Raw genomic sequence first — 18,358 nt, 5'->3', positions numbered from 1 at the left:
GTTTTGATAATGCTCTGACTCCATGAGGTAATTTAACGCCCGCGTATTAGCCGCGAGATTGCGAGCGTGCCAATTGACACGTTTGTTATGTGATGGCTACAGCACAACTTGACCGTCATCATATGAATTCTTTGACTGATACCTATGAACTGGTCCATAAGCTATTTCTCTAAGATCACCCAAATACAAATTATCGATTGGTCCGTGAACATCAGGCTTGTCTATGGCCACTCTGAACTCTTCTTGGTGGGAGAATATATTTCTTTTTCTAAAAGCACCGACTTCGCCTTCATGTGTTTTTTGGCAAAAATACTGCACATAATCTGCTTTATATCTAATATTAGATTCTTTTAGCTTAATATCTAGACGCTCCATAAAGGCATTAGCATTATGTATGAGTACAAAGTACTCCCCAAACTCATCCCATAGTCGTTCGTCAAACACTTTCCCTTCCATAGATCGTGATATTGACTCTTCGCTAAGTACATAAAAACAGAAAATATGTGAATATTCAGGGGTTCCCTCTCGCATACAAAAAGGTGCTTCTATTTTAAATTTTCTTCCACCAATTTTTACGGATGCGCCCTCGTGTTGATGGTAGCTGCTAGCCATCTCAAATTTATCAAACTGTCCAACGTCCTCATTTTCACAATCTGAAAAAATCCTGTTGTATTGATATACACTCGGCCATTATTAACAAAGTCAATTAAGTGTGATTTTGTTTTTGCGAATTTTATCAAGCAATCACGCATAGGCTTGCCTCATCACATAACAGCGTATTAATTAGAATGCCCCTTTGAATCCCCGAACGGGTATTCCAGACACGATAGAAACAAAATGCTTGATAATCATGAGCTTGTAAAGCCAATCAGGTCCTTGCGCCAGCCTTTCCCCTGAAAACAAAAAAGCCCGCACGCGGCGGGCTTTGTGTTGGTGAGTCGTCATTATCAGGCAGCTTGCGGTTTCTCGTGCATCCGGTTGGCCCGACGGAACGTGCCCAGATCATTGAATCTCACCCCGTTCTCCTTCAACACCACATGGGCCCGCTTGGCGGTCATCTGCCGTACGTAGAAGGGGTCGCGGACCACGAAGTGGTGGATGGCGTGGGTGCTGCCGAAGTTGAAGCAGAAGGCCTGCAGGGGCCACAGCCACCAGACGTTGAGCACCTGGCATTGTTCGGTGATCTTGCCCGGTTCGTTGTCGCCGTAGTAATGCATGTTGGACGAGATGAAGTGCAGGCAGAAGGTGCGCAGCATATTGGGGGCGATCAGCACCACTACCAGCGGGGTGATCCAGCTGAACTGGGCGGTGACCACTTCCGGCCACGGGATGCTGCTGCCGGCCAGCCAGGCGGCGCCGTTGAGCAGGTGGTAGAGCACGAAGAAGTGCCAGACGGCATGGACGATAACGCCCAGCGGGTTGTAGCTGACCAGGCCGATGAGGCGGAAGTTCTTCAGGTCTTTGCGGTCGATCACGCCACGGCGGTACAGCCTTACCGGCTCGGTCAGGTATTTCACCGCACGCAGGTACACGGCCAGCATGTTGTCGCCCACCATGATCAGGCGCTTGAGGCCCCATTTTTCCCCATTGGTGATGCCGCGCTCTTCCAGGTCGGTTTCGCTGCCGGAGTGCTTGTGGTGATGGAAATGCAGGTGGCGGCGTACCCAGGGGTTGATGGTGGTGGGGCGCCACAGGTAGACGCCGAGCATCATCAAGTGATGCACGACCTTGTTCTTCTTGAAGTACATCCAGTGGATCAGGTCGTGCTCCAGTTCGTGGAGCAGGGAGGTCCAGAAGGCGGTGAGGACAATGACCAGCCAGGCCGGCATGATACCTTGCAGGTACAGCACCGCATTGAGGGTGCAGCCGGCAATGGCCACGGCGAAGATGGTGAAGCCGATGGCGTTCTGGTGCTTGAGCCAGCCGTGCCGTTGCCGTATATCATCACTGATCGCGATGATGGCCTGTTGCACTTTTTTGTCGGTGGAGGATTTTCCACGTGGGGGTGTTGTTGCCATGAGAGTGCTCCTTTTCTCGATGGGGACCACTCTAGGGGGCGCTGGCCAGTAAAACTCGCCCTTGCCCGCCAATCGTTTGACCGGGGACGCCAATGAAAGAAGAAAAACAGGCGGTGGCCTTGCTGATGTCGCCATTGCTGCACCTGCTCCACGAGCGGGGCCTGGACGGCGAGGCCATCCTGCGCCGCCACGGGCTGGACCCGCAGATGGTGCGGGATCCGGAGGCCCGGCTGGGGGCGGCGGTGTCCACGGCGCTGCTGGATGACTGCCTGGCCCAGCTGGGTGATCCGGCCATGGGCATCGAGATTGCCCGCCACGCCCAGTACAACACCTTCGGGGCCCTGGGGCTGGCAGTGGCAGCGGGGGGCGACCTGTACAGTGTGCTCAACCGCATTACCCGCTTTCATGGCCTGATCAGCGACCTGGTGCGCACCGAGCTGACCGTGGATGACGCCACTGTGGCCCTGCAGTTTTTCTCCAACACGGATCACCAGCCCCATCCCCAGGCCATCGTGTTTGTCATGGCCACTATCGTGCGCTTGCTACGTATCCGTATTCACCGGGACCACAACCCAGTGGCGGTGTCCGCCCCGGACTGGATAGAGCCGGGCCTGCGCCAGGCCATGGGGCGCTATTTCCGTTGCCCGGTGACGGAGTCGGACCACTATGCACTGGCATTCGACAAGGCCAACGCCCAACACATGCTGGCCGCCAGCGATACCCAGCTCGCCGCCATGCTCGATGCCACCCTGGCCCAGCGCCTGGCGGACTCGGAGCGGGCCTCGCTGGCCAGCAAGCTGACCCTGTGGATCGAGCAACGTTTGCCTGATGGCGAGCCGTCCCTGACGGAGGCGGCGGCGGAATGCTGCATGAGCTCACGCAGCCTGCAGCGGCGGCTGGCCGATGAGGGGTTGAGCTGGAAGCAACTGGTGGAAGACACCCGCAAGATGCTGGTGGAGCGCCACCTGCGCACCCCGGGGATGACGGTGACGCAGATGGCCTTTCTGCTGGGGTTTTCGGAAGTGAGCGCGTTTTCCCGGGCGTTCAAGAAATGGTTCGGGGTGTCGCCGAGTCAGTTTCGGTAGGGCGGATCGTTATCGCCGATTTGCAGGCGCTTGCCGGCAAGCGATAGGCGCCGGATTCGCCATGCAAGCATAGCTCCAACAGACAGTCAGGCCTTGCCGGTGCGTTCACGGTGCGGGCAGCCCGGCCAGCAACAGGGGCGGCGTTTGCCGGCGGTGAGATTTTCCTGGGCACGGGTAATGCGACCCCGTCGGGTGTCGGCTTTTTGGGCGTCTTCTATCCAGCAGATCCATTCGTTGCGCGCCAGTGGGGTGATGTCCTCCCACTGGGTGAGCATGGCTGGATCGGCTTGCAGGGTTTGCCGCAAGTCGTCGGGCAAGGCGTGGACGACGCCACCGCTGATGGTGCTGTTTTTCATGATGGCATCCTCCCTGTTGCCGCCACGGTTACCCGGTTTTCTGGTTTGTTCTACGTCTGCATGTTTTCAGACGTTGGCATAATTGTGTAGATGATGCTCTGAAAAATCCCACAGTTTTTTTGCGACGTCTTTATTGCCTGCTTCGGCCGAGCATCGTGCGGTGCGGCAATGGGAAAAATAGCCGCCAGCGATGTCCTCGGCATTGTCATGGGTGGCAAACAGGACGCTGGTGGCGGCGCCTTGATGCGGTGTTTTGGTAAGGGGGCTGGCCAGTGTGAAGAGCGCCTGGGTCAGCCAGGATTCCCGACCGAATCCGGTGGTGACCAGCGCGCCCGGGTGTACGGCGCAGGCGGTGAGGCCCTGGCTGCCATAGCGCTGCTGGAGTTCCAGTGCCATCAGGGCATTGCACAGCTTGGCCTGGCCATAGGCATTAAAGGCGGTTATGCGGTTTTGTTTTTTGGCCACAAGCAGGTTGTCGAAGTTCAGCCGCAACGGGTACCGGTGCGATTCGCTGGAGACCATGACGATACGCGGGGCTGGCGCTTTGAGGATGGTGTCGAGCAAGCCTTTGGTGAGTATGAAATGACCCAGGTGGCAGACGGCCACGGTTCGCTCTATTCCCTGATCGGTGAGCAGGTATTTGGTCGACATGGACCCGGCATTGCAGATGAGTATGTCCAGTTGGGGGATGTCGTTACGCGTTGACAGGCTTTCCACGCAGGCTGCAATGCTGGCTGGATCGGCAAGGTCCAGAGAGACCAGTTCAACCTGGGCGTTGGGGTGGGCAAGGCGAATCTTCGCCAAGGCCTCCTCGCCCAGTCTGGAATTGCGGCAGCCAAGAATGACATGGGCGCCAGCAGCGGCGAGCGATCTGGCGGTTTCATAGCCAATGCCGCCATTGGCGCCGGTCACCATGGCGATTTTCCCTGACAGGTTCTTTCCTTCCAGCACTTGGTCGGCAGTGCTGTTGCGATTGAATGTGGATGGCAGCGTCATGATGATCCTTTTGTGTATTGGGTTGGCTTGTGTATCAGCGTTGGTCGAGTCGGATGAAGGGCTGCGCGTCTTCCAGTTCGAAGGCCAGGGCCAGTAGTAGCGCCTCTTCGCCGTTAGCGGCGGAGAGTTGCACGCCGATGGGCAAGCCATCGTCTGTCTGGCCCAGGGGCAGGGAGATGCCGGGGCCGCCGGAGGCGTTGTTGGCCGGGGTGAAGGTGGTGTAGCGCAGTAGCCGTTCCAGTTGGGTGTCGAAGGGCAGGTCGGCGCCCAGGTAGCCGATTTGCGGGGTGGTGTGGGCCAGCACCGGGCTGAGGATGACATCGTATTGGTTGAAGGTGTCGGCGTAGCGCTGCCGGGCCAGGCGTAGCTGGCGGAGCATGCCCGGGGTTTTCAGGAAGCGTTGTTTGTAATAGTCAGCCAGGCCATGGGTGAGCGGGTCCAGTTGGTTGGCATCGAACCCTTGTGGAAACAGGGCCTTGCCGCCCTTGCGGACCAGAAAGCCGAGCATGGCCCAGTAGAGCAGAAAGTCTTCCACGAACCGGGCCGGCAGGTCGATGCGGGCCTCTTCCACGGTGTGGCCCAGGCTTTCCAACAGGCGGGCGGTGTCCTGCACGGCGCGGCGGGTCTGTGGGCAGGTGGCGTCGCCGGTGACGGAGTCGATCATCATGCCCACGCGCAGCCGCTGCTTGCCCGGACCGGTGACCTGGCCGATGGGTTTGAGCTTGCGGTTGCGGTAGTAGCGCTCCGCTTCCATGAAGAAGTGGGCGGTGTCGCGGACGCTGCGGGTGAGTACGCCATCGTTGACGATATTCACTGGCAGTACCTTGGCGGCGTCCTGGTCGATCAGGCGCCCGCGGGTGCCTTTCAGGCCCACCAGGCCGCAGCAGGCGGCGGGAATACGGATGGAGCCACCGCCGTCGTTGCCATGGGCGATGGGCACGGCGCCAGCGGCCACCAGGGCGGCGCTGCCCCCGGAGGAGCCGCCGGCGGAGTAGTCGCTGTGCCAGGGGTTGCGGGTAGCGGGCACGCCGGCCTGTTCGGTACTGGCGGTGAAACCAAAGGCGGGCAGGGTGCTTTTGCCCAGCAGGTTGAAGCCCTGGGCCAGGTACTGTTTGGCGATGCCGCTGGTTTTCTTTAGCGGCGCCTGACCCAGGGCGCGGCTGCCGTGGCCGGTGGGCAGGCCGCGCAGGTCCAGGTTGTCCTTTATCAGGCTGGGGACGCCGGCGAAGAAGCCGGTGAAGCGTTTGCTTTCGGCGCGCTGGCGGGCGGCGTCGAAGGTGTCCAGAGTGAGGCCCTGCAGGGTGGGCTCCACCCGCTGCAGTCGGGCAATGGCCGCTTCGGTGACTTCCCGGGTGCTGACCTGGCCCTGGCGCAGCCGCTCGGCCAATGCGGTGGCATCGTCGTGGCTGAGGGCATCATCGCAGTAGGCGTGGAGGTGTTTGCTGGCCATGGGGATCTCCCGGTTAAAAGATGCACGATCGTACCAGTTTGATTGGGTGCGAGTGGGCCAATTGTTGTTTTACGGCGTTTAGCAGAGCCCGTGTTGTACCACGGCAGGCAGGGCAGGCGGAATGGTTCGTGTCGGCGCCTTGCGACCAAGCTTCCAACGGGAACGGGGTTTTTCCCGGTGAGCGGTTTGTCTGTATCTGCCGGGGTGTGGAATCGTGCCGCCAGCGACGTTATTCGCTGCGCTCACCCCTTCGGGGCCGCCCTGCGGGCGTTGCTTCGCTTCGCTGCGCTCCTACGGGAGGGGAGTGTCGCGGGTTAAGATTCTGGTTTTATCCTCAGTGGACTCTTTGCCCTCTGTGGTAAAGCCGCTTTTGAATCCAGGTTAGCGGGCGCGTTCGACGCGCTTGTGCTGGGCCAGCAGGTGGCGGGCCAGGCTGGTGAGTTCGGCGATGCTGCCGACCACCGCATCCGGGCGGTGGGGGTGCTTGACGGTGTTGGGGAAGATCTTGTCGAGCCAGGCCTGATTCCAGCCCGCGCCGTTGTAGAAGATGGAGGTGATGCCCGCTTCCTTGGCGGCGATCACGTCGGTGGTGCTGTCGCCCACGTACCAGCAACTTTCCGATGGCGGGATACCCAGATTTTCCATGGCGAGCAGCAGCATTTCCGGTGACGGTTTTCGTTTGCTCACGTCGCTGCCGCACACCACCACGTCAAACAGATCTTCCCAGCCGGTGCCGTCCACCAGTGCAAGTTCGTGTTCGAGAAAGTCCCGTTTGCGGTTTGAGATCAGACCGACCTTTACGCCAATGGCACGGATGCGTTCCAGTTGTTCGCGGATGTCGTCTTCCAGCGGGAACACTTCGTCCACGTATTTTTTATAGGCCTCATCAAAGGCCTGGTGAGCGCGGCCCTTGGCGTCCTGGTCGCTGCCGAACAGCACTTCGAAGATATCGGTGCGGGAAATCTTGCGTTGCGCAACGATCTTGGGGTGCAAGCGCTTGTTGTCTTTTACATAGATGAGCAGCTTGGCATCTTCGATGGTCTTGGAGTCATCCGGGTCCAGCAGGCGGTCCCACAGGTCGAGCTCTTGCAGGTGGGGCAATACATCATCCACGGCGTGGTACATGGCATCGTGGGTGTCCACCAGGGTGGCGTGCCAATCGATGAGGATGGCCTCGGGTTTCGCATGGGGCAGTTGCAGGATGCTCATGGTGCTCTGTCCTTGCCGTCGACAATTTTATTTAGGGCCTGTTGCCACTGCCGAAATGGCGCCTGCTGAATGCATTTTTTCGCCCAGTAGTGTCAGCCGATGTGCCGTGTAGTTATTCTACATAAACAGCGGATGGCGCTGCTGGGCGGAAAAAGGGGTCAGCCCTGCGGGTTGAGCCCCAAAACCCGCCACTCGTCGTTATTCGTCACTCATTTGGAGCAACCAAACATCACTCCTCATGCCTAGATTGGCGGGTTTTGGGGCTCAACAGGCGCCATTTCGGTAGTGGTAACAGGCCCCAGCACAAAACCTGTGGCGCCGTTGTGAATCCACCGGCAATGGGTGCTGGTCAGATTGCTGTCCGCCCGTATAGCATCTCTATTCAGGGTGCCATTATGCAAGGGAGTAAGAGCATGGGATGTGTGGCAGGGAAGAGAGCGCTGAGCTGGATGGTGTTGGTCGGCGGCCTGTTGTTGTCGGGGCTGTCGCTGGCCAGTGAGTTGCCGTCGGCGGAGGCGATTCGCGCGGCACTGAAGCAGGCCCATGAGCGTTATCAAGGCCTGGATGAAGGGGCCAACGCGGATTACATCCCGGCCCTGGCGGAAGTGGACTCGAACATTTTCGGCATTGTGCTGGTGACGGTGGATGGCCGGGTGTTCAGTGTCGGCGATGTGAAGTCCGAGGTGTCGATCCAGTCCATCTCCAAAGTCTTCACCATGGCGCTGGTGATGGAAGAGAAGGGCGTGGCAGCGTTTCCAGAATCCATGGGGGTGGATGCCACCGGGCAACCGTTCAATTCCATCAACGCCATTGAGCAGTACCGGGGGGCGGAAATGAATCCGCTGGTCAACGCCGGGGCGATTACTGCCACCAGCATGGTGCAGGGGCGCAATGCCGATGCGGTATGGAAAAAAATCCTGGGGTTTTATAACGATTTTGCCGGTCGGGAACTCACCGTGCAGGACGACATCTATGCCTCGGAGGCGGCCACCAATCAGCGTAACCAGGCCATCGCCCATCTGATGTATGCCTACGGCCATCTGCAGGGCGATCCGGTGCAAGCCACGGATATTTATACCCGGCAATGTTCGGTGGGGGTCAATGCCCGGGACCTGGCGGTGATGGCGGCGGGCCTGGCTAACGGCGGGGTGAATCCGGTGACCGGCAAGGCAGTGATGACGGCGGCGAATGTGCCCGAGGTGCTGGCGGTCATGGCCACCGCCGGCTTGTATGACGATGCGGGAAAGTGGCTGTATGCCACCGGCTTGCCCGCCAAGAGTGGGGTGGGCGGCGGCATTATTGCGGTGTCGCCGGGCAAGTTCGGTATCGCGGCCATTTCGCCGCCGCTGGATGCGGCGGGCAACAGTGTGCGCGGGCAGAAAGCCATTGCCGATATTTCCGCGGCGCTGGGTGGTAATCCGTATGAGGTGGTGCCGTATCAGCGGTAGCCGGGTGATGTCGGGAAAGACCGGGCCTGAACGTAGGGTGCACTGAGCCTAAGCGAACTGCACCAGCCCAACGTTTGATGGTGCAGTTCGCTTAGGCTCAGTGCACCCTACGCATTGTCTTGCGTTGTTCGACTCAGAGTTGGCCGAGTACGGTGTCAGCGCTGCTCTTGTCCACGCCTTTTTCATCCACGCCGATGTATTCCACCACGCCATCGTTAGCGATCAGGGCGAAGCGTTTGCTGCGCATACCCATGCCGCCGCCGGTGGCATCCAGCTCCAGGCCCAGGGCTTTGGCGAATTCCGCGTTGCCGTCGGCCAGCATGGTGATGTGCTCGGCGTTCTGGTCTTTCTGCCAGGCATCAATGACGAAGGCGTCGTTGACGGCCATGCAGGCGATAGCGTCAGCCTTTTCCAGAATGGCATCGGCGTTGATCACGAAGCCGGGCATGTGAGTGTTGGAACAACCCGGGGTAAAGGCGCCGGGTACCGCGAACAGGACCACTTTGCGGCCCTTGAAAAAGTCACCGGTGTTCAGGTCTTCGGGGCCTTTGGCGCCGTTGGTCTTGATCGTCAGTGCGGGAAGGGTGTCGCCGACTGCAATGGTCATGATTCGCATCCTTTCTGAAGTGGATGTCCACTGTAACAAAGACGCGGTGACAGGAAAGGGGGAGGCGGGGCAGAAACAAAAAACGCCCCATTAAAGGGGCGTTTTTTGTGGTGCTTGATAACGTATTAGCCGAGCAGACCCAGCAGGCCGCCCAGTACCGGACCGAGTACCGGGATGGTGGTCAGGGCATCGTTGAGCGGAGCCAGCAGGTTGCCAGCTTCGCCTTCACCCAGCAGGGACACCAGCAGGTTGCCGACCAGGTCGCCGACCAGCGGCAGTTCTTCCACCAGCGCGGATACGGTATCCAGCAGGTTGCCGTCCTGATCCATGATGCCGTCGAGCAGACCGGAAGGATCACCGCTCAGCAGGCCGCCCAGCAGGCTGCTCAGCAGGTCGCCAAGAACCGGGATCTGTTCCAGCATGGCCAGGTCCGGGGTGAGGATGTCGCCACCGGCGCCGCCCTGCAGGGTGGTGAGGATCTGGTTGAGCAGATCACCCAGTACCGGGATCTCGTTGAGCATCTCGGTGCCTGGCAGCAGCTCGCCGCCGGTGCCAGCGCCGGTCAGGGCGGCCAGCAGGCCGTTCAGAACGTCACCCAGCACCGGGATCTGTTCCAGCAGGCCGGTGAACTGTTCCAGCTGACCGGCGGAGTCGGTCAGGCAGTCCAGCGGGTTGGCAGCGTCGCAAGACACAGCGCCCAGCAGCTGATTGACCACGTCACCCAGTACCGGCACGTTGGCCAGCAGGTCGGTGACCATTGCCAGTTGCTCGCCTTCCAGGGCACCCATCAGGGTTTCCAGGCTCAGGGCATCGGTGGGCAGGCCACCGCTGTCGCCACCGGCAGCACCGTTGAGGATGTCGCCCAGCACCGGAATTTGTGTCAGCAGGTCAGGGAGGGATTGCAGGTCGCCGAGGGTGCCGAACAGGTCGCCACCGTTACCCAGCAGACCGGCCAGCTGTTCGCCCAGTACCGGAATCTGTTCCAGCATGGCTGGCAGTTCGCTCAGCAGTTCCATGTTGCCGGGCTCGGCAAGACCGGCCAGCAGGTCTTCCAGAATGCTCGGATCCAGCGGGCTTTCACCCAGCAGTTCGCCGATGGGGCCCAGGTTTTCGCCAGCTGCGAGCAGGCAGGTGAACGGGTCAGCGCCTTCCGGGCACAGCTCGCCCAGGCCGCCGGTCAGGTTGAGGATGGAACCCACGCCGCCCAGTACTTCGGTGAAACACTGATCCGGGGCAAATTCATCCGCCTTGGTGGCAATAGGGCACAGAGCCAGAGACAGGCTGTTCACGGTGCCGATCAGGGGCTCGCCCATGGCCAGGTTGTCAGCGACTTGAGTCAGGCACACTTGCGGGTTGAGGGCATCGTCGCAACCCAGGTAACCCAGTACGCCGGCCAGGGTGCTGTCCGGTACGGTGTTGAGGGTTTCCAGCAGGCACTGCACCGGGTTTTCAGAGCTGGGGCACAGCTGCTGGCCGATGGCGCCGCTGTTATCCAGGATGCCGCCCAGCGTGTCCACCAGGTAGGGGACGCTTTCTTCCAGGCAGGTCGGCAGGAAGGTGGGCTCGGTGACGCTGCCAAGCAGGTCGGTATCGGTGGCGGCAACGGTATCGGCGCAGAGCAGGCCGAGGACGTTGTCGTTACCCAGGGAGATGTTGGTCAGCGCTTCGTTCTCGCAGGCCAGTACATCGATCACGCCGCCCAGCTGGGTGCCCAGCAGTGCCTGCGGGCAGACGGAGGCGGTGAAGTGGTTGTTGGTGTCGATCAGAGTCAGAAGCTGTTGCTTCTCTTCATCGGTGAGCGGCGGAGTCTCATCGTCGCCGCCGTCTTCGCCGCCGGTGTCTCCACCGTCAGTATCGCCACCGTCTTCATCACCGGTGTTACCGGTTTCTTCATTGGTGTTGCCGCTATCGTTGGTCGGGTTACTGCCACTGCCGCCGCCACCGCAGGCGGCCAGGGTGACGAGCAGAGAGCTCATCAGCAGGATTCTCAAAAGATGCAACATGGGTACTTCCCCCTTTCTTCCATGAACACAAAAGTGTGTATGACAGGCGTATCAGCGCGATCCACCCATGCGCGCAACTATATAAAATTCATTGCGCTACCAATGTTGGCTAAAAATATCGTTTTGTATCTGATATTGCAGTGTTTTGTAATGCACAGCATAAGTGCTTGAATGGGAGCGCAGCTAAGTCACTGGGATACCAATAGAAAGGAGGCAAAATGGCGCAGACGATTGTAATTACAGGTGCAAACCGGGGCATCGGCCTTGCACTGGCACAGCACTGGAAAGCCCGGGGTGACCGGGTGCTGGCGGTGTGCCGGCAGGCATCCACCGCACTGGTAGACAGTGGCGTGGAGGTTATTGATGGCGTGGACGTAAGCACCGCTGACGGGGTCAGCAACCTGACCAGCGCGCTGGGTGATACGCCCGTGGATATTCTCTACAACAATGCCGGGATCATGCTCAGCGAGACCGTGGGCGACATGGATTTCGAGCAGATTCTGCACCAGTTCAAGGTCAATACCCTGGGCCCGCTGCGTGTCACCATGGCGCTGCTGAACAATCTGCACCCAGGCAGCAAGGTGGGCCTGATGACGTCGCGGATGGGGTCTATTGCCGATAACACCTCAGGGAAGAAGTACGGTTATCGCATCAGCAAGGCCGGCTTGAACGCAGCGGGTAAATCCCTGGCGCTGGACCTGCATGATCGCGGCATTGCCGTGGCCATCTTGCACCCGGGTTGGGTACAGACTGAGATGACCGGTAACAGCGGCAATCTGACAGTGGACGAAGCGGCGTCAAATCTGATTGCGCGGATGGATGCACTCAGTCTGGAAAACAGCGGCACCTTCTGGCATTCCGATGGCAGTGAGCTGCCCTGGTAAATCGCGAATAGGTTGTTAGTGGCCCGATCAGGAAAAGCGTTTCACCACAGAGGGCGCCGAGATTTTGGTTTTCGTTGGAGCTACGCTTGCATGGCGAAGGGTTGCGGATGGTTCGCCATGCGAGCATAGCTCCTACAAGGCGAATTGGTTTGATGGTCTCGGAAATGAATTTTTCTGTGGCCTTTTTCTCTACGGGAAAAATCAGCCCAGAAGAAAAGCATTTTCATAAAGCGCCGTCAGTCCCCGCTGCCGAAAGACCGGCTCGTGGTGGAGAATCATTTTTCTGGAAAGCGACGCTATGGCGTAGTCGGCGCCATACAGGGTTTTTACCTGCGGTTCAGCAACAGAAAATGGCGGGCCATCCATTTCCTGTTGATCATATTCCAATGTGATAAGTAACTGCGGTGCCTTGTTGGTTAGCGTCAGCAGGTGGCGAGCATAACGTGCACGCATGGCCTCGGGCAGGGCGATCAGGGCGGCACGATCGTAGATGGCATCCGGTGCCTCAATATCGATGGCTTGCAGCAGGAAGATGTCACCCTGAAAGACGGTGAGGTCGCCATGCTGGTAACGCTTGCCGCCTTGCCAGTCGGTGATGATCGGCTGGCGATGCAATGAGGCGAACAGGTCGCTGACGGCTTTATCCGACAGCTCGGCACCGATCACCCGATAGCCTTGTTCCAAAAGATAGCCGATATCCAGGGTCTTTCCGCACAGGGGAAGAAAGACGATCTGGCCGGCTTTCAAGGACAGCTCGCCCAGGTAACGTTGCAGCAGAGGATGGACCTGGGGGAGATGAAAGCCCAGTTCCGAGTTGTGCCATTTCTGATGCCAGAATTCCGGGTTCATGGGGCCGCCTGTTGATGAACTTGCGCCTTCCATGATGGGAAGGCTTGTGATCGTTTCCTGCGCTGGTAGGGTAGCGTCTTTTGCTCAGGGAAGGCAGACCATGACTCACGCAACGCGTTTTCAACACCCTCGTTATACCATTCGCCGAAAATTCTTCCGGCTTTTCGGTGATGCCTTTCATCTTTATACGGACACCGGGGAGCTGGCGCTATATTCCAACATGAAGCGCTTCCGCCTCCACGAGGATATCCGCCTGTACGCGGATGATAGCCAGGAGCAGGAATTGCTGCGTATCTCCACCCGCAGCATTTTCGATTTTGCCGGTGCCTATGACGTGCATGATTCACAGAATAATGAGCATGTGGGCACCTTGCGCAGAGCGGGTTTCAAGTCGTCTTTCCTGCGCGACCACTGGACCTTCCTCAATAACGAAGGACAGGAAATCGGCACCCTGGAGGAAGACTCCATGCTCAAGGCGCTGGTGCGTCGTTATGTGGAATTCCTGGCGTTTTTCTTCCCGCAGCACTACCACGCCACTGTGGGCGACAAGCCCGTGGCGGATTATCGCCAGCGATTCAATCCCTTTATTCTGAAACTGGATGTGGATTTCAGTGCCGACGGTGACGGCCGTTTGGACAAGCGCCTGGGGATTGCTGCCGGGGTTCTGTTATCTGCCATCGAAGGGCGCCAGGAGTAAAAAGGTTCATCGCGGCTTAGAGGGAACGGAAGCGCTCAACAACCGCGTAGGGTGCACTGAGCCTAAGGCGAACTGCACCATCTAACGACGAATCGGTGCAGTTCGCCTTAGGCTCAGTGCACCCTACGTTTTAAAAGCCGTGGGGATTTTCGGCCATAAAAAAATCCCGGACAGAGGAGGCTTGCCCGGGATGATTTGTTGTCATCGGTTGAGTCAGTGGCGGCGTCGCAGCCCGCCGCCGACCAGCAGGATCAGGAAGGGCAGCAGTGCGCCGATACCAAAGGCGCCGCCACTACCGCTGCCGCCGCTATAAGACGGCCGGTTGCTGGTGTACATGGGCTGGGCAGTGTCCACGCGGTTGCTGGTGGGCGCGTTGGCTTGGCGTTGTTCCTTGGCCAGTTTTTCGATTTCCCGGCGTTTGGCATTGCGACGTTCGATACCGTATTCCTCGAACACTTCATCGCGCAGTACCACCATGGAGGTGTAGTTGGTGACCAGGCCGTATTCCAGGCCCAGGTCGATAATGCCCTGCTGCAGGTCCTTCTCTTCGCCGAAATAATTTATCTCCCGCTGCATGTCCTGAATGGTGGCGTAGGCCCACAGTCGTTGCAGCTCCGGGTTGTCACCGCCGCTGGCGGGGAAGTCGAAACGGGTCTTGTATTGCTTGTCCTGGCCGGCCACATTGGCGCGCAGGGTGACGTTCGCCGGGCCGTCGCCCCAGTAGTGGCCGAGCAGTACGATCTGGCGACCGTGGTAGATGCTGCCGATGCGCTGCGGTTGCAGGTCGGCGGTGCGTACCCCGTCGATATCGATCTCCACGTCATTCATGGCCTGGTGGGTGAGCTTGGCGGTGGCGTTGAGAATCTGCCCGGCGATGTCATCACTGTTGGACACGCTGATGGCAAAGCCGTTGCTGGCATCGGTCATGGCGGTAAGCATGGGTCGGTTGCTGCTGTTGCCCATGACAAAGGTGAATAAACGAATGTCGTGGCTTTCCAGCAAGTCGATGAAATCTTTCTGCTGGGTCTTGCCCACGTTGGCGACGCCATCGGTGACCAGCACGATGCCGGTGGGACGGTCTGCGTCCAGCGGTTTCAAGGCCAGGCTCAGGCCGCCGAACAAGTTGGTGCCACCGCGGGATTGCAGCTGCATGACTTTCTGCGTGTAGCGGCGAATGCTGTCCGGGGTGGCATCCACAAAGCCATTGGTAAGTTCTTCGGCGCGATCATCAAACAGCACAATACGAAAACGGTCGCCGCCGCGCAGTTTGCCCAGGGCCTGGCTGACGCCGTCGGCCAGCGTGGCCAGCTTGGCATTCATGGAACCGGAAATATCCAGCACGAACACCCAGTCACTGCCGGTGTTGATGGTTGGCAAGTCGTCACCGGGGGTGATGCTAAGCATAAAGGTGCCGCGGTCTTTCCCCGGCGCCTTGTAGGCCACCAGGTCCACGCTGCCGGGCAGGTCCTGCTGGTGGCGCCAGTAGACGACGATGTCCTGATCCAGGGTGAACGCATTGGCCGGATGGCCATTGGCGGCCGGGGGGGCGAAGCTTTCGCTTTCGCTATTTGCTGCTTTTTTGCTGCTGGCGGTTGCCGTGCGGTTATCCAGTGTTACCTGCCATTGCTGCGGGCCCAGTTGCTGGATCTGTGCCTGGGGATGCTTGGGCACACGCAGGGCATCCACCGGGTAGCCGCTGCGCAGGTTCAGGGTAAAACTGAAGTGGTCTTCCACGCTGTCGTTGGCGGTCCAGAACGCCAGCTTCTTCTCGTCCACGCCGCCTTCTTCCAGCGGGTACACATAACGGCCAATGCCGGTGTCGACAGAGGCGGGCTGCATATAGACCAGCCGTACCCGGGTGTCCTGGCCGGCGCGCACCGGGTGCACCAGTACATCAAAGGCCTTGTAGCTGTCCTTCTCGGTGAGCCCGGCCTCGCGGCCGGCGGCTTTTTCCTGTTCGTAGACCTGGCGGGCATGCTGTTTTTCCAGCACTTCGCCAATAACCGGCTTGCCGTCGATCCACACGGTAAATTCGGCCACGGTGCCGCGCTCGGGGACCGGGAAGCGGTAGTAGGCTTCCAGGTCCTGATCATTGGGATTGTGGAAGACCTGCTCCACCTCAGTGATGGCGTAGCCGTCTTCCACATCCACGGTGACATGCTGTTCGCGGATCTGTAGCGGTGGCAGGCTGCTGTTGGCCGGGGTCATCAACCCGGCGGCCAGGGCCGGGGTGATCATGCTGCCCAGCAGCAGGACCAGGCCGGCAAATAAACGGGTGAATCCGTTCCTGAAACCCATGATGGTTCTCCTTGTTATCGATCTCGGGAACACTTGTAGAGCATGGGACATGAATTGTTAAACGCTGTTCATTAACAATTCATGTCCCGGGGTGTTCAATAGGAAATACTGGCCTGTGCCCCGGTATGCCCAGCAACAAGGTGCGGGTTCACAGGCCTGTTTTTCATAGGGTTTTATCGCTTTAAGGGTGTGATTTGCTGCATCGGGTACGAATTTGTTGTGGTTGTGAAAAACCGGGATGCAGGTGGCAGATTTTGCGCGCCTAATAGAGATCTTCAGGACCGCTGGTGCCCTTATCCCTGTGCTCACTCTGGTCCGCTTTGTTCGCGCGTTGCGATCGTCTTGGGAAACTGTCCTGTCCCTGGAGGTGCAACATGCGACGCTTACTATTGCTCTATTACTCCCGACTGTTTCTTCCTGTTATCACGGCCTGCCTGCTATTGGCTCCGCTAGCTGAAGCCAAGGGGCCGCCACCGGGCAAAGGTGGTGGTGGCGATGCGGTCACTACCACCTACAGCGGTGAAGCCACGGCCGTGGATATCACCCTGCAAACGTTTCTGCTCGGGGAGACCCGGGTTGTTCTCAACAATACTGGCATGCTGGATGCCAGTGGCGGTATGCGTGAGAAAGGTATCAGTGCGGTGGCGGAGACTGGCCTGGTCAATGTGGGGGCCGACATCCTTTCCGCGTCAGTGGTCGGTAGTGGTGACATGACACACGCACAATCCACCGTAGTGGGGCTGGATGTGTCAGTGCTTGGGTTGTTGACGGTATCGGCAGCGGTGCTGGAAGCTCAGGCGCAAACGCATTGTACCGATGAGGGCGTGGCGACGTCCGGGTCGTCGCGGCTGGTGGGGTTACGCATCAATGGCTACGACATTCAGGTGTCCGGGCACCCCAATCAGACCGTCGATATTCCCGGGCTGGCCAGGGTGGTGATTAATGAACAGATCATTGATCAGAACACCGTTGTGACCAATGCCCTGCATGTCTCCTTGCTGGATAACCATCTGCTTTACGGTGCCATCAGTGCGGATGTGGTGATCAGCCACGCCCGCGCCGGTATTACTTGCGGCGATACCTTTGTCTGCCCGGTGAAGGATTTTGTCACCGGTGGTGGTCAGCTGGATGTGGCCGGCGGCAGATTGTCGTTCGGTATGGTGGGTGGTTTGAAAGCCAACGGCCTGAGCGGTCATTTCAATGATGTGGACCATCGCAGCGGCGGCCCGCATATTCGTGCTCACGAGTTGAGTGATTATGTGCTGGTGGATGCCCTTACCCGGCGTCTGGATTATGTGTGCGATGGCACGGGTAACAGCCTGTGCCGGGTGACCGTTACCGACGCGGGTGAGCCGGGCAGAGCGGATCACTTTGCCATCATGTCCGGCGGTTATGCGGAGTCGGGGTTGCTGTCACGGGGCAATCTGCAACTGCACAAGCCGGGTCAGTGCACGGCCCAGGATGATGGCGGTGGCAAGGGCGGCGGAAAGGGTGGAGGTAAAGGCAAGAAGAAATGACGGCTGGCACGGTTCCGGCAATCGCCGCAACCGTGCTATTCCGCAATGATCATCAAGGTCACTTCGTCGGCTTTCTGAAGAGCCTGCTTGCCATTGTGTAGCAACAGGGAAGCAGATTCACCGTGACAATCCGGCGTGGCATTGGCGGGGATAAAATCAGCCTGTGCCTGGCTGAGCTGACCATCGCCATCGCGGACTTGCAACGAATAATCCATGCTGCGCGGCCCCCGCAGGCAAAGCTGATCTGCCCGGTATTGTCGTGATTCCGTGGCCTGCATCTGTGACAGGCCCTCTACCTTGAACGACGGCGGAATAATCAGCGTGATTCTGGCCCTGGCCGAGTCACTGACCGAGGCTGCCTGGCTGCTACTCCAGACCACCATCATGGCAGCGATCCATGCTGCCTTTGCCTTAAACATGATTCCTCCCGGAAGGAACTGCGTCACACCTTCCTGTCTATATGGTGGCGCTTTTTTAGCCGCCCGAGCCAGTGAAAAATGGTTTGGCGGCTTCGGAAGAACTTTTATAGAACGGCGTTCAGTCTGTTTTTATAGTGATTTTCAACAATGAAAACAGGCATCTGCGATATCGGTATGAAAGAGCGGCACCGCTTATCGTCCGATTAGTGGTTATAAAAACAGCTCTTCACTAAGGCAGCGATTGTGATTTTGATGGCAATTGCAGTGTTGTCTGTAACTTGCGGGAAGCACTGTGATGCTTGTGTAAAGTCTATGGTGTAATCCATGTCTTACTTTTTCTGGTGTGATTGTCTTACTCGGCTTTGCCGGTATCCTTACGGCATGTTTTTACCAACCTGTTAGATTCCACTTCGCTGATAAATGGACTGACAGGGGAATCAAGGATGGATTGCAGCAGCACGGCAGGGAAGTTTCCATGCGGAAACGAATCAGGGCTTGTACGTACAGCGGGTTGTGGAAGGC

The 18,358-nt window shown here is 58.7% G+C and carries 16 protein-coding genes; 5 read left to right on the top strand and 11 right to left on the bottom strand.

The window, feature by feature from the left end; all coding sequences use genetic code 11:
• Positions 1-96 precede the first annotated feature (96 nt).
• The gene (locus ACMG4N_RS02055; protein ID WP_297765308.1) at positions 97-612 is read right to left on the bottom strand and encodes a hypothetical protein; all 516 of its coding nucleotides are present in this window, start codon (positions 610-612) and stop codon (positions 97-99) included.
• A 335-nt stretch (positions 613-947) separates the two neighbouring features.
• On the bottom strand, positions 948-2,018 hold the full coding sequence (locus tag ACMG4N_RS02050; RefSeq protein WP_297765310.1) for a fatty acid desaturase: 1,071 nt from the start codon (positions 2,016-2,018) through the stop codon (positions 948-950).
• Positions 2,019-2,110: 92 nt separating this feature from the next.
• Here ACMG4N_RS02050 and ACMG4N_RS02045 point away from each other — a divergent pair, with 92 nt between their 5' ends.
• Positions 2,111-3,103, top strand: a complete 993-nt coding sequence (locus tag ACMG4N_RS02045) for an AraC family transcriptional regulator (RefSeq protein ID WP_297765313.1) — start codon at positions 2,111-2,113, stop codon at positions 3,101-3,103.
• Between the two features lie 86 nt (positions 3,104-3,189).
• Here ACMG4N_RS02045 and ACMG4N_RS02040 read toward each other — a convergent pair whose 3' ends face one another.
• The 4 genes from ACMG4N_RS02040 to ACMG4N_RS02025 all read right to left on the bottom strand — a co-directional run bounded on the left by ACMG4N_RS02040 (position 3,190) and on the right by ACMG4N_RS02025 (position 7,114).
• Positions 3,190-3,459, bottom strand: coding sequence for a YdeI/OmpD-associated family protein (locus ACMG4N_RS02040; RefSeq protein ID WP_297765316.1), 270 nt, complete (start codon positions 3,457-3,459; stop codon positions 3,190-3,192).
• A 66-nt stretch (positions 3,460-3,525) separates the two neighbouring features.
• On the bottom strand, positions 3,526-4,374 hold the full coding sequence (locus ACMG4N_RS02035; protein WP_297765319.1) for an SDR family oxidoreductase: 849 nt from the start codon (positions 4,372-4,374) through the stop codon (positions 3,526-3,528).
• Between the two features lie 115 nt (positions 4,375-4,489).
• Entirely contained in the window at positions 4,490-5,905 is a 1,416-nt protein-coding gene (locus ACMG4N_RS02030) for an amidase (protein WP_414432750.1), read from the bottom strand.
• A gap of 381 nt (positions 5,906-6,286) precedes the next feature.
• Positions 6,287-7,114 (bottom strand): HAD family hydrolase, encoded by an 828-nt coding sequence (locus tag ACMG4N_RS02025; protein WP_297765326.1) that lies wholly within the window; start codon positions 7,112-7,114, stop codon positions 6,287-6,289.
• 413 nt (positions 7,115-7,527) lie between these two features.
• Between ACMG4N_RS02025 and glsA the strand changes: the two genes are divergently transcribed.
• Entirely contained in the window at positions 7,528-8,562 is a 1,035-nt protein-coding gene (glsA, locus tag ACMG4N_RS02020) for a glutaminase A (RefSeq protein WP_297765328.1), read from the top strand.
• Between the two features lie 133 nt (positions 8,563-8,695).
• On the opposite strand, the gene ACMG4N_RS02015 is transcribed toward glsA, so the two are convergent.
• Together ACMG4N_RS02015 and ACMG4N_RS02010 are read right to left on the bottom strand one after the other, a co-directional pair.
• On the bottom strand, positions 8,696-9,169 hold the full coding sequence (locus ACMG4N_RS02015) for a peroxiredoxin (RefSeq protein WP_414432748.1): 474 nt from the start codon (positions 9,167-9,169) through the stop codon (positions 8,696-8,698).
• A 125-nt stretch (positions 9,170-9,294) separates the two neighbouring features.
• Entirely contained in the window at positions 9,295-11,172 is a 1,878-nt protein-coding gene (locus tag ACMG4N_RS02010) for a hypothetical protein (protein WP_414432746.1), read from the bottom strand.
• A gap of 218 nt (positions 11,173-11,390) precedes the next feature.
• Between ACMG4N_RS02010 and ACMG4N_RS02005 the strand changes: the two genes are divergently transcribed.
• Complete coding sequence (locus ACMG4N_RS02005) at positions 11,391-12,056, top strand: SDR family oxidoreductase (RefSeq protein WP_297765337.1); 666 nt, start codon at positions 11,391-11,393, stop codon at positions 12,054-12,056.
• Between the two features lie 201 nt (positions 12,057-12,257).
• Here ACMG4N_RS02005 and tmpT read toward each other — a convergent pair whose 3' ends face one another.
• Positions 12,258-12,905 (bottom strand): thiopurine S-methyltransferase, encoded by a 648-nt coding sequence (gene tmpT / locus ACMG4N_RS02000; protein ID WP_297765340.1) that lies wholly within the window; start codon positions 12,903-12,905, stop codon positions 12,258-12,260.
• 100 nt (positions 12,906-13,005) lie between these two features.
• On the opposite strand from tmpT, the gene ACMG4N_RS01995 reads away from it, so the two are divergent.
• Positions 13,006-13,602: a hypothetical protein gene (locus ACMG4N_RS01995; protein WP_297765343.1), complete on the top strand. Its 597-nt coding sequence runs from the start codon at positions 13,006-13,008 to the stop codon at positions 13,600-13,602.
• A gap of 213 nt (positions 13,603-13,815) precedes the next feature.
• Here the strand turns inward: ACMG4N_RS01995 and ACMG4N_RS01990 are convergent, their stop codons facing one another.
• Complete coding sequence (locus ACMG4N_RS01990) at positions 13,816-15,900, bottom strand: VIT and vWA domain-containing protein (protein ID WP_414432743.1); 2,085 nt, start codon at positions 15,898-15,900, stop codon at positions 13,816-13,818.
• Positions 15,901-16,274: 374 nt separating this feature from the next.
• Here ACMG4N_RS01990 and ACMG4N_RS01985 point away from each other — a divergent pair, with 374 nt between their 5' ends.
• Positions 16,275-17,417: a choice-of-anchor P family protein gene (locus ACMG4N_RS01985; RefSeq protein WP_297765347.1), complete on the top strand. Its 1,143-nt coding sequence runs from the start codon at positions 16,275-16,277 to the stop codon at positions 17,415-17,417.
• A 35-nt stretch (positions 17,418-17,452) separates the two neighbouring features.
• Here ACMG4N_RS01985 and ACMG4N_RS01980 read toward each other — a convergent pair whose 3' ends face one another.
• Entirely contained in the window at positions 17,453-17,836 is a 384-nt protein-coding gene (locus ACMG4N_RS01980) for a hypothetical protein (RefSeq protein ID WP_297765350.1), read from the bottom strand.
• Between the last annotated feature and the right edge of the window lie 522 nt (positions 17,837-18,358).

Origin of the sequence: Alcanivorax sp. IL2, assembly GCF_047495475.1 — a bacterium.
Classification (GTDB): Bacteria; Pseudomonadota; Gammaproteobacteria; order Pseudomonadales; family Alcanivoracaceae; genus Alcanivorax.
The sequence above is the reverse complement of the archived record's forward strand: the minus strand, read 5'-3'. Positions and strand labels throughout refer to the sequence as shown.